Source organism: Rhizobium sp. Root1203 (assembly GCF_001424945.1).
In the GTDB taxonomy this organism is placed as follows: Bacteria; Pseudomonadota; Alphaproteobacteria; order Rhizobiales; family Rhizobiaceae; genus Rhizobium.
This window is the reverse complement of record NZ_LMCW01000011.1, coordinates 1-12,201: the sequence shown is the minus strand read 5'-3', so window position 1 is coordinate 12,201 and position 12,201 is coordinate 1. Positions and strand designations below refer to the sequence as shown.

At 57.2% G+C, this 12,201-nt stretch carries 10 protein-coding genes; 4 read left to right on the top strand and 6 right to left on the bottom strand.

Annotated elements, in window-relative coordinates; translation table 11 throughout:
- The first annotated feature begins 612 nt into the window (after positions 1-612).
- Genes ASC97_RS10005 through ASC97_RS09995 form a run of 3 tightly spaced genes read left to right on the top strand, consistent with a single transcriptional unit; the run spans position 613 to position 4,298 of the window.
- Complete coding sequence (locus tag ASC97_RS10005) at positions 613-1,356, top strand: N-formylglutamate amidohydrolase (RefSeq protein ID WP_443216738.1); 744 nt, start codon at positions 613-615, stop codon at positions 1,354-1,356.
- Positions 1,353-3,251, top strand: a complete 1,899-nt coding sequence (locus ASC97_RS10000; RefSeq protein WP_057468207.1) for a flavohemoglobin expression-modulating QEGLA motif protein — start codon at positions 1,353-1,355, stop codon at positions 3,249-3,251. The genes ASC97_RS10005 and ASC97_RS10000 overlap by 4 nt, the downstream gene beginning before the upstream one ends.
- Positions 3,252-4,298 (top strand): glutathione synthase, encoded by a 1,047-nt coding sequence (locus ASC97_RS09995; protein WP_057468206.1) that lies wholly within the window; start codon positions 3,252-3,254, stop codon positions 4,296-4,298. It abuts the gene before it with no gap.
- 887 nt (positions 4,299-5,185) lie between these two features.
- Here ASC97_RS09995 and ASC97_RS09985 read toward each other — a convergent pair.
- The 6 genes from ASC97_RS09985 to ASC97_RS35220 form a co-directional block, all read right to left on the bottom strand.
- Positions 5,186-5,445: DUF982 domain-containing protein (locus ASC97_RS09985; protein WP_156390349.1), on the bottom strand; the 260-nt coding region annotated here is incomplete at its 3' end.
- Between the two features lie 622 nt (positions 5,446-6,067).
- Positions 6,068-7,051, bottom strand: coding sequence for an ABC transporter permease (locus ASC97_RS09980; protein ID WP_057468203.1), 984 nt, complete (start codon positions 7,049-7,051; stop codon positions 6,068-6,070).
- Positions 7,048-8,028, bottom strand: coding sequence for an ABC transporter permease (locus ASC97_RS09975; protein WP_057468202.1), 981 nt, complete (start codon positions 8,026-8,028; stop codon positions 7,048-7,050). The genes ASC97_RS09980 and ASC97_RS09975 overlap by 4 nt, the downstream gene beginning before the upstream one ends.
- Positions 8,025-9,575: a sugar ABC transporter ATP-binding protein gene (locus ASC97_RS09970; RefSeq protein ID WP_057468201.1), complete on the bottom strand. Its 1,551-nt coding sequence runs from the start codon at positions 9,573-9,575 to the stop codon at positions 8,025-8,027. The genes ASC97_RS09975 and ASC97_RS09970 overlap by 4 nt, the downstream gene beginning before the upstream one ends.
- Before the next feature lie 78 nt (positions 9,576-9,653).
- Positions 9,654-10,778: a sugar ABC transporter substrate-binding protein gene (locus tag ASC97_RS09965; RefSeq protein WP_057468200.1), complete on the bottom strand. Its 1,125-nt coding sequence runs from the start codon at positions 10,776-10,778 to the stop codon at positions 9,654-9,656.
- A gap of 179 nt (positions 10,779-10,957) precedes the next feature.
- Complete coding sequence (locus ASC97_RS35220) at positions 10,958-11,371, bottom strand: LacI family DNA-binding transcriptional regulator (RefSeq protein ID WP_082529949.1); 414 nt, start codon at positions 11,369-11,371, stop codon at positions 10,958-10,960.
- Positions 11,372-11,626: 255 nt separating this feature from the next.
- Here ASC97_RS35220 and ASC97_RS09960 point away from each other — a divergent pair.
- The coding region (locus ASC97_RS09960) for an IS110 family transposase (RefSeq protein ID WP_156390343.1) at positions 11,627-12,201 on the top strand (575 nt) is incomplete at its 3' end.

The window sequence follows — 12,201 nt, the reverse complement described above, 5'->3', positions numbered from 1 at the left end:
TCGTTCAAATGGCCACGCACTTGCCAAGCCGCTGGCTGCTAGTGCGTCGCCTGGCATTCCGGAGAAAGATGACGCCCTCTCTGTCTGAGTTTGTCGGCTTCGACCCTCTGACGGACAAGCACTTCCGGCGTCACAAATGCTGCGGTCAAAGTGGCAAATCCGATTGCTATCAGACAGTAGCCGCGCGTTGAGGACGCAGGATCTTGCTGAAGACTGCTGCCCGGGAGCGCATAGGGACCACAGTCCTGCGACAATGATCAGCAACCAGGAATAAAAGAATGGACCAAGGTCGTAGCTTCCACCGCCAATCGAGCTTCCTGAACTCGTATCGGCCAGAGCCGCGACCAAAGCGTTTGCCCACCGCCAACGCGCATCGCTACGCGCTATGGCTCTGAAGAAGCCGCCAAACGATCTTTTCCGTTTCCGAGAGAATGCCTAGTTCAACCTTGAACACAAGTTCCGGCCTTCTAGTTCAGTGTTCAGGAGAAAATCTGTTCGAGGAGCGCAATCATTCCAACATACCGGACTGAGCCCGACCTTCAGGAACTTCGCTCACCGATTGCCGGGGATAGTAGCGCCCTATGGTCAATCAAACGCGGTTGCTCGCCCATTGTGGCGACCGCCATCCACGACGGACATATAGTCCGCCCCGACCTTGTAGAGCACTATGCGCTGTCACCAGAAGGCAGACTTCGTGAAGAAGATCCCTACACTGGCTTCATCATCAGCGACATTACAAATCAGGTCATATTTCATCGGTCGCGATTTGAGATTGATTTGAACCGGTCGCGTGATGGCGCCGTTTATGTCCGGCCCGAGCAAGCTTGGGGTCTCAAGGTTTGGTCGACGCCGCTTCCGCCTGAGTGCGAGGAAACATCGCTTGCGATTCACGACGATTACTACGAAGCCCTCGGGGCGCTTCTCCAGGGTATTGAGCGCAGGCATAGCCGGTTTGTCGTGCTGGACGCCCACAGCTATAATCACAGGCGCGGCGGCCCCGATGACCCCCCCACCGACCCGAGTGAAGCTCCAGATATCAACATCGGCACGTCGTCCATGGATCGCTCACGGTGGGCCCACGTCATTGATGGATTGATGGAGCACTTTTCCGGATACGAGATTGGTGGTCGGACAGTCGATGTTCGCGAAAATATCGCGTTCCAAGGGAAAGGCGAGCAGACCCGCTTCATCCATGAATTCTTTCCTGAGACGGGATGCGCCATCGCCGTGGAATTCAAGAAGATATTCATGGATGAGTGGACCGGAGTGCCAGAGATCGACGTTCTGAACCAGATCCGCTCGATGGTCGCATCGGCAGAGCCCGTTCTGGAGCGCCTCTTGGGGCGTGGCCAATGATAAACAGGCTCGCAGCGGCGACAGAGGTTGAACGTGATTGGCTCGACAGCGCTGTCGAGGCCATCCGTGCGGGAAAACCGGTGCGGCAGGAGTTTGCCGGAGGCGGCCGCCTCCACATCGATCGCCCGCTCCCATTTATTTGCCTCCACATTGCGAGCACTGATGGCGAACCGATTGCACAGGCGATTGCACAGGCGAACGCGTCCTATCTGATCGCAGAGGATGCCAAATCCGCGCGGACCATTATCACCGTTATCGCTCCGATCCTTCAGGAAAAGTTCGGAGCTTTCTTCATATTGGACGTCGGAGAATTGGAAGACGACAGACCGCTTGCCGACGATGCGCCTTTCCTCAAAGCCTTCGAGGTTTGCGTCTGGGCGACGCGCGACGCTGCCGCAAGAGATGCTGCCAAAATCCTCTCAGAGGTCATTGGTCAAGGTGAAGCCCGATTTCGACGGCCGCGGGTGGAAATGCAGGCATCGCCGATATCCAGCAATCTCGACACAATCGCCCAGGAAATTGGTTGTTCAGCCATCGCAGTACGTTTCGCACCGATATACCGTCAGCCTGACGGCGGCATATATCCGGAGCTTCGCGACCACCTGATCGCCACGATGTTTGACGCGGGCCTGCGTGCTTGCGCCTCGTTCACCGAACGCGTTCAGGTCTTCGCCGTGCCGACGCATCGGTCGCTCGGCCGCAAGGCTTTCGTGGATGCCGTCTCGCGTGTCGACCGCGCGATCGACGAGGTCGCGGCATCCTTCGACTTCCTGTTGGCGGTCACGCCGATCAACGCGGAGGCGGCCTTCGAGACGTTTCGAAGCAGCAACTGCCTGCAGGAACCTGCATTTCTCTATCGACCTCTGACGGTACAGGTGGAAACTGCAAAGCAGAAGCTGTTTTCGATTTCTTTCGACCATATGGAAGACCCAGTTCTGTACGATCTTTACCGTGAGAAGCAACGCGAACTGGATCTGCAGCTTTCCATTATTGGGGCCCGACAGACCTCGCGATTCATCGATCTCGGGCGAGCACTGTATGGGCCAGTGAACGCATCTCTGCTTTCAGAAGCCGAAACGATCCTTCTCGCTCTTTGCAAAGTGCGCTCGGAAGACGATCGTGCTGCGACGCGTGAGCTACCACAAGCCGATAGCCTTTCGGTAGCCCGCAGCGCGGCTGCGATGATCGACGTCTATCGACAACACTATGAGGCCTTCGAGGCCAGTGTAGAACTGCGTGACGATCTTCCTTCGGGGCTGATGGTGACCGGTCCTCGACTGCTTGTCTCCACGAGCACATCCATGGACCAGTCTCGTGTCGCGCCCCTTCTGGCACATGAAATTGGTGTGCATTTGCTGACCTATTTCAACGGCTCGGCACAGGGCCTTCGGCTCTTTCGGTCGGGCCTGTCCGGATACGAGGGCATGCAGGAAGGATTGGCAGTTTTTGCAGAGTACCTATCAGGTGGAATGACTCCGGCACGGCTGAAACTTATCGCTGGTCGCGTGGTTGGGTGTGCCAGCATGTTAGATGGTGCGAGTTTTGCCGAGACCTTCGCATTGCTCCAGAACAATCACGGCTTCCCGACGGAGGCGGCATTCAACATCACCCTTCGTCTTTACAGAGGCGGCGGGCTTGCCAAAGACGCGATATACCTGCGTGGGCTGCTCGAACTGCTGGACCACCTCGCAGGAGGCGGTGCACTCGATCCTTTCTGGATGGGAAAGATCGCTTCGCTTCATTTCTCGGTGATGCAGGAGCTGGCATCACGAGGATTGCTCATCCATCCAGCAGTTCGGCCTATTTTTCTGGATACGACTGATGGACAGGGCGGGTTGGAACGTGCGCGCAAAGGCATGCGGCCGATCGACATGATACAACCAAGGGAGCCGTAGATGCGGATTGCATTTCTTGTAAATTCCATTGCAGGTGAAGCCTCGTATTACACAACCACTGCGCTTGCGATGGCGGCGATTTCAGCCGGTCACAAGGTCTGCTACCTGACACCAGGCGACTTTGTCCTTCGCGCGGATGATCGCCTGTTCGTTCGAGGCACCAAGCCGCCGTCTGCAAAACAGAAGAAGGCAGACGGTTTTATCGCCGGCCTGGCTGAGGCGGCGTTGAAACCGGAAACGATCGACATCGCCGATTTCGATGTTCTGTTTCTTCGTAACGACCCTTCCGAGGACGCTGATGAACGACCATGGGCAGCTCATGTTGGCGCGATGTTTGGGCGATTGGCCGCTGAGCGTGGTATCATCACCCTTAACGATCCCGAAGGCTTGTCGCAGGCTCAGAACAAGCTCTATTTTCAGGACTTTCCCGAGTCTATTCGTCCTACCACTCTGATCTCCAGGAGCATAGACGAGATCAGGGCATTTGTGGCGGAGCATAAGCAGGGGGTCATACTCAAACCATTGCAGGGATCGGGCGGCCGACATGTGTTCAAAGTTGCGTCCAATAAGGAATCAAATCTCAACCAGATTTTCGAAGCGGTCAGTGGAGAGGGCTACCTGATTGCGCAGAGTTATCTCCCCGATGCGACGCAGGGCGACATCCGGTTGTTCTTGATGAACGGGAAACCCCTTCAGCGAGACGGCAGTTACGCAGCATTCCGTCGAGTGCCGGCAAAGGGCGAAGTGCGCTCCAACATGAATGCGGCAGGGACCGCCGAAGCTGTTGAGATCACGCCGGAAATTCTGCGCGTCGCAGACACGGTCCGACCCAAATTGGTTGCCGACGGGATGTTCCTTGTCGGGTTGGATATCGTGGGAGACAAGATCCTTGAGATCAACGTCTTTACGCCTGGTGGTCTGCCGAACATGTTTGACCTCTATGGCGTCGACTTCTCGGCGGAGATCATCGCCGACCTTGAAAGAAAGGTGGCGATCCGCGAAAATTACGGAGCCACGATGACGAACAGGATGCTGGCAACTCTGTGATGCCTTGGGTGTCGAGACGTGGCGGCACCGACTTACTTGCTCACGTATCGGTATAAGAGAGCGGTGTATCGCTTCGACGCGGCCGCGCAAGACCAGTTACATCGGTGGCACGCCAGTGCTTCAGCATGAATTTGAAATTCCGATGCTAGCATCTCATCTCTTTGAAAACAAACAGCTACGATGGTTAACATGGCTCGCCTACCTCACTTGTTTGCGCGTGATATTGGTACTGGCAGCTTAACCCCCGGCTTTTTCCCGCTGTCTGTGAGTTGTGACGGCAAGCGTTGGCCTTGCGGGCGAGGACCCCGATGACGCAACGCCTCAATCCGCCAGGCTTGTCGCCCTAGCTGACGAGGGCCCTTACGAGGCCGAACGACAAGACGCTTCTGCGTTTGCACAGCCGTACGACGCCAAGACGCTCGCAAAGAAGCATCGTATCGACATCGAAGAAGCGGCGAAGATCATTGCCGAGCACGGTGCCGATCGAAAGGCTGCCGATAAGGCAGCACGCCGCATCGCTGCGTAAGAAATTATAGGGCGGCACCGTGACGGAGCCGCCCATCACGCCCGCATTAGGCGTTTCCGACGTTTCGATTGCGATCAAGCGCNATCGACATCGAAGAAGCGGCGAAGATCATTGCCGAGCACGGTGCCGATCGAAAGGCTGCCGATAAGGCAGCACGCCGCATCGCTGCGTAAGAAATTATAGGGCGGCACCATGACGGGGCCGCCCATCACACCGCATTAGGCGTTTCCGACGTTTCGATTGCGATCAAGCGCAAAGACGCTTGGAACTTTCTCGATCTCGACGAGCAAGCCGGCTTTTTTTGTGAACCGTTCAAAGTTCTCGCGAACTGCCTCGAGTGGGAATGAGCCGTTGGCCGCTNAAGACGCTTGGAACTTTCTCGATCTCGACGAGCAAGCCGGCTTTTTTTGTGAACCGTTCAAAGTTCTCGCGAACTGCCTCGAGTGGGAATGAGCCGTTGGCCGCTTTACGGCATGCGCCGAAAAGTGTGTGGTATGCCAGATCCCGACGCTCTTCCGGCCATTCGTCCAGAAAATCAAAAACGTCTTCAAGGCAGGCGATTTCTTCGACGAAATTCCTACCCCGCACATATGCGGCGCGGTCAAAAAATGAAGGAGCCATATTCTACCTCCGTACTTGGCCGTTGACGGACTAAAATTACGAAAGCAGTTGCTAATGTTCAAGGCGAAAAACGCGATGCGCCGCAGCAATTCGAAACGAAAGCGGCGAGGAGCCAGCATAACCAGCTCTACTTGCCGCACGATCGCTGCCGGAGAAGGCAGCGCCATGGCAGTGGGTGCGGTAATCGTTGCGCCAGCAATGGCGACTGCCGTTAGTATCCGCACCCGACGATGACAGGAGTTACAATTTTCTGCCTCGCAGATGTAGTTTGGCAGCCACCGCAGGACCGAGGCGGTCAACGAGACGATGTCGGGGGCCAGGCCCTAGAACTGCCAATTTGATGTCGGGGGCGCAGTTTGCTTCAGTAGGAGCTGTCGGCCGCTCGCATACGTCGATCGAACATCACAACAACAGCATTCATGTGAGAACGGATCTGAACGTTAGGAAGACGGATGCGAACGAGAATGCAGTGCGTCCAACAGTTGAGTCGCAGTGGTAGTCTCCGAAACGGACAACGCGTCCTGGTCAAGGTGCGAGGCAGACGGCGCTTACGAATAATCCGATCTTCAAAGCGTTCTTACAAAAGCGCTGCTCGGCCAGACCTCCCCCAGATTGTCCCTTGTTACCGACTCGCCGGGCCTCGACCGTAGAGCAACAGCATGGCGATGATAACCAGACCATAAATGATCTGCCGTCCGGCCTCCGGCATCTGCATGACGGACAGGATCGATTGCAGTAAAGTAATAAGGATTACGCCCGCCACTGTTCCGAGATAAGAGCCCCTGCCGCCGAGGATCGAGGTGCCTCCCAGCACGACAGCGGCGATCGAGGGAAGCAGATAAGTGTCTCCCATCGACTGCGCGGCCTTCGAAGCGTAGCCCGCAAGCAAACTTCCGCCGAATGCGCTGAGCGCGCCTGAAGCGATGAAGGCGATAAGGACGACCTGGCGAGTGTTGACGCCCGAAAGATAAGCCGCACGCTCGCGGTTGCCGATTCCATAAACGCAGCGGCCGAAGGCAGTGCGGGTCAGCACGAAGACCGTTGCTGCACCAACGATCAGCCAAATCAGTACTGCGTTCGGTATTCCCGGCAGCAGGAAGCCGGTGGCCAGGTAGCGCATGGCAGACGTGGCCGAATCCTGCGGCGAAAAACCACCCGTGTAGACCACCATCAAGCCTTGTGCGACGGCGTTAGTTGCCAAGGTGATGATCATCGAGGGGATGCGCAGATAGGCCACCCCAATACCGTTGGCGAGCCCAATTGCCATCCCGCAGATAATGCCAAAGGGAATGGCGAGAATTTCACCGGCAGGACCGTAAGCTGCTGCCGCGCAGGCCATCATACCTCCCACGGCCACCGACCAGGGGACGGAGAGGTCGATCTGGCCGAGCAGGATAACGATCATCATTCCCGTGGCGATTACGCCAAGAAAGGATGCCACCTTCAATTGCTGAAGCAGATACTCCGGAGAGAGGAAGCTGGTCGAATAGAAACTGCCAATCGCAAGCAGTACAATGATGCAGATGAAGGCAGTCGATATTGCCGGATCGAGCCGCCGCACAAATTTCCGAGGGATCATTGTTTGTGCTCGCGTTGCATCGCTCATCCAAACCACTCCAGGCGGTTGCGGACGCGAAATAGACCGAATGCGCCGAGACTTACGGCAATCAGCAAGACCACACCCTGGAATAGCGGTTGCCAGAGTGGATCGAAATCGAAGACAAAAAGCAGGTCGCCGATTGTGCGAAAGGCAAGCGCACCAAATATCGCACCAATGGCGCTCCCTTTTCCGCCAAACAACGAAACGCCGCCTAAAACCACTGCTGCGATCGAGAAAAGCGTATATGCGTTGCCGCTCGCAAGCGCTGCCTCCCCGGTGTAGGTAAAGAAGGTCAGAAAAAGTCCCCCGATCGATGCGAGAAGGCCTGAGAGCATATAGGCAGTGAATTTTGCACGGCGAATTGGTACACCGGACATAAAGGCGGCGACCTCCGAAGATCCGGACGCATAAGCCGCCCGCCCGATAATGGACCTGCTGAAGGGCAGCCAAACGACGATAACCACAACGATCAATGCAACGAGACTTGATGGCACCACGCTAAATAGCCGTCCCGTCATCATGTCGGCTAGCTCTTCATTCACCGAGCCGCCGGGAAAAGGCCTGAGCAGAAGCGCAATGCCGAAAAAAATGGCGCCGGTTGCGATTGTGGCCACAATAGGCTGCAGGCGACCATAGATGACGATCAGGCCGTTCAAGGCACCACAGGCAAGGCCGGTTGCAAGAACGGCGACGACGCCGATAGCGGTCTCCAGCGGCGTGCCGAGAACGAGCCATGAGGCCAGTGCGTTGGTGAGGATGAAGATCATCCCGACGGAAAGGTCGATTCCTGCGGTGATGACCACCAGCGTCTGCGCCATGGCGACGAAAGCGAGCAGGACGCCCTTGTTGGCTGCCGTCTGGACGACATTCGCTGTCAGTCCGGCGGGATGGTTGGAGACGTAGATGACAAACATGACGAGAAAAATCCCGATGGCCATCAATACGCCGCGCCGCTCGCTCAGCCAGTAGCGCCATTCTCTCATGCCGCCGTCTCCTTTGTCTTGCCATCGACATTGAGCGCGCTGGCGATCAAATCATGCTGGGTGATGCCATCCCCTACCAGTTCCCGCAGGATGCGGCCGTCGTAGAGAACCAGTACCCGATCGCAACAGCCGATCAACTCGTCATAATCCGTCGAATAAAAAAGGATGGCCGCGCCCGCATCGGCGATCCCGCGCAACAGCTGGTAGAGTTCATGTTTCGTGCCCACATCGATGCCACGCGTTGGATCGTTGAGAAGAATGATACGGGGTCTGCGCATCAGCCACTTGGCGATAACCACCTTCTGCTGGTTTCCACCCGACAGCGCTCCGACGGGACCATCGAGACCGTCGGTTTTGATGGCGAGCAGTCTTACCATCTCATCAATCAGGAGCCCTTCCTTTTCCCGATTGATGACCCCGCCTTTCGATATCCTGTCCAGAACGGCAAACGAGAGATTCTCGCGAACCGTCATCGGCAGCATTAGGCCCTCGGTTTTACGGTCCTCCGGAATGAGCGCCATTCCCACCTGTGCCGCGCTCGCAGCAACCGGGCTATCCAAGGTGATCGGCTTTCCGTCGACAAGCACCGAGCCGGTCGTGCCGCGCAATACTCCGAACAAAGCAAGCAGCAGTTCGCGCTGCCCTTGTCCATCAAGGCCCCCAAGGCCCACCACCTCGCCCTTGCCGACGGTGAACGAGATATTGCGTAGGCTATCGGTCCAGCTAAGATTGCGACATTCAAGCGCAGGCGGCGTCGCATCGACGGTTCTTTCCGGCTTCGGCGGAAAGACATTGCTGTATTCGCGGCCGATCATCATCTCGACGATCTCGCCGTCGCTATGCGTTCCGGAAGCGAAGCTTTGCACATTACGACCGTTGCGGAAGACGGTGCACTGATCCGCGAGTTCGGCGATTTCATGCATGCGGTGAGAAATGTAGAGCAATGCCAGACCCTCGGACCGCAGCCTTCTCAAGACCAAGAAGACCTTGGCGACGTCGGTGGCGCTGAGAGCGGAGGTCCCCTCATCGAGGATCAAAATGCGCGGTTTCCAGGCAAGCGCCTTGGCAATCTCGACCAATTGCCGGCGCGAGAGCGGCAGGTCTTTGATGAGCGCGCGGGGGTGAACGTCTTCGGCGCCGGCGCGGGCGAGAGCCTCTTCCGCGATCCTGCGTTGGGCGTGGCGATCGATCAAGCCAAAGCTGAGCGGCGGATTGGAAATGCAGATGTTATCGGCGACGCTCAGATCCGGTATCAGAGACAATTCTTGGAATACGCAGGTTATGCCCGCGGCCGAGGCTTCTGCCGGCGAGCGGAAGCTGATTGGCCGCCCATCGAGCAACATGCGGCCCTCATCAGGCGCAATCACGCCGGCCATGATCTTGATCAGCGTTGATTTGCCGGCGCCATTCTCGCCCAGAATCGCATGAATTCGCCCCCCTTGCACGGAAAGTTCGGCGTTTTCGAGCGCGTTAACGCCGCCATAACGTTTTGACACGCCGTTCATCTGGAAAAGCGCCGGTGCCCCCGGGACCTGTAAAGTGACCATCAAAACCTCGGTCGGTTTTTCGTAATGCCGCGAGGCAAAACTCACGGCATGCTATCAAGTCATCCACGTTCGGCCGGTTTACTTGTTCTCTTTGGTCTGCCCCATGATTTCCTGAGCCGTAAAATTGATGCCACAGGTGGGGAAGGAGTTTCCGACAAAGAAGTTGTCCGACTGGTCGGGATAGAAGTCCTGTCCCGCCTTGAAGTTCGGGTCCTCGACAATCGCGAGTGGCAGCTTGACCGATTGCGGAACGACCTCTCCTTCGAGGGCTGCGATGGCCGTCTTGATTGCGACTGCCACTTGAGCAGGGCCTGTGCCCGCCGATGAGCACTTAAGACCGTCGGCCGCATGCATGGAGCAGAACTTTCGGAAGCCGTTCTCGGTCTCGCCGCCGAAAGGCACGAAAGGATGGCCGGCATCGATCATCGCCTGTACGACACCCGTGTCGCCGCCCTGGGCGGTAATTCCGTCAAATTTCTTATGAACGGCAATGGCGTCCGCAGTCGCCTTCTGTGCCGTCGGATCATCCCATTTACCGAGAACCTCGACGACCTCCCACTTCTTTCCCGTGGCATCGAGTGTTTCGTGAATTCCGTTGTGACGATCTGTATCGACCGAGGTGCCGGCCACGCCGCGCACCTCAAGTATCTTTCCGCCTTCGGGCAGGTGGCCCGCCAGCCATTTCGCCCACAGGACGCCAAGGCCCTTCTGATCGACGTTGACATTGATCGCATCCTGCGTGTCGAGGGTATTGTCAAAGGCGACGAGGATGACGCCGGCTTCCTTGGCTCGCTTGATAACAGGTCCAAATGCGGTCGGGTTCTGCGCATTGACGACGATCGCGTCATAGCCGGAATCAATGAAATTGTTTATCGCGGAAATCTGTGCCGGCACGTCCTCTCCGGTCGATACGACCTTGAATTCCTTGAGCTTGGCGGCCACATCCGGCTGTGCAGCATAGGCTTTGGCCGTCTGGATCATCTGGATTCGCCAGGTGTTGGCGATATAGCCATTTGCAAGAGCTATCCGGAACGGCCCGTCTTTTTTCGGAAACTGGAAGAATTTGGTTTCGGCGGACCAGGGTGCGAAACACTCTGGCTGGGCGGCGGGCCCGCTAACGACAGCTGGGGCGGCGTTTACTGTCGTGCAGGTAAGCGCGAGTGCGGCGGACGCGAGAGCGCCGCCGACGAATGTCTTCAACATCGAATTACTCCCACTTGTTGTCATTCCTAGACCGGCATCAACAGCGGGTTTGTGGCGTCAACGACCGTATCTGCAGACAATGACTGCATTCGGTTGCCGTGGCCGGCAAGCATGTCGATACGCACGTCCGATGACGTCAGATGGGCTCCTCCCTCAGCGTCATGAAGGGAATCGTAGCGCTACCAATACAGATTGTAAAGCACCGTATTTCGTGCGCCTAAATTAGCTTTATGACGTGTTGCGACCAGGTGTACTTTCGCGGATTTTGAGCTCGAAGCCCAAGTCGCCGACGGCTTTTGTGGGCCTTTCGTCAGCCATGGCTGCCTGAACCATCGCAATTGCTTGCCGGCCGATCTCGTAGCGTGGCGTCCATTGAGCACATACCCCAGGTCGTTAATGGCCGTGGTGATCCGTTGCCGAAGCGCCACGGATACTCGTTCGGGATGGCGCAGCGCCCGCGACACAGTGATGGTGCCGACGCCAGCGCGACGCGCCGCATTCGCAAGCGTCGGACGACCACTGCTCCGACGCGCTTGTCTTATGACTATCTGCGCTTCTTCGTGAGATAAAGAAGCGCCGGAGAGGACGGCCATCCTTCTCCGGCGATGGGGGAYGGATCGGTGACGCGCCGGTCGTCATTCTGATGAGTGCCGGGCCGAGCTAGAGTATGATCGCCCCCATCTTTTCCAATCGTCCTGAACGGATACCCGAGCGGATCGGTGACGCGCCGGTCGTCATTCTGATGAGTGCCGGGCCGAGCTAGAGTATGATCGCCCCCATCTTTTCCAATCGTCCTGAACGGATACCCGAGCCTTGGGCTCGGATGACAAGCATAGGAGACGGAAAAGATGACGGACATTACCATCGGCGCGGACATCTCGAAAGAGCATATCGATCTGCACAGCCTACCAGATGGGCAAACGTTGAGGGCCACCAACGATCGCAAGGGATTTGCGGCCATTCTCCAATGGATCGGCGCAAAGAGTGTGGAGCGCATCGTGTATGAACYAACCGGTCCCTACCATAAGGCCTTCGAGCGGTTCATGGCAGCAAACGGCTTGGCCCTTTCCAAGGTCAATCCTCGTCTTGCCCGGCGTTTCGCGGAGGCCACTGGCCGGCTTGCCAAGACAGACAAAATCGATGCCGGACTGCTGGCCCGTTACGGCGCGCTTCTTCAGCCCCGCATCCTTGAAGCCAACACGCAACTCCTCAATGACTTGAAAGAGTTGCATGTGGCGCGGCTGGCCCTCGCCAAAGACAGGACCGCCGCAAAGAACAGAGGCAAAAACCTTTCCAACCCGCTGCTGAAGAAACAGAACGCCGACAGGCTTAGGCAGATCGAACGCCAGATCACGGCCGTGGACGACGCCATCATGGCTTTGATTGGCAAGGACGCATCCCTCAAGGCCAGGCTCGATATCCT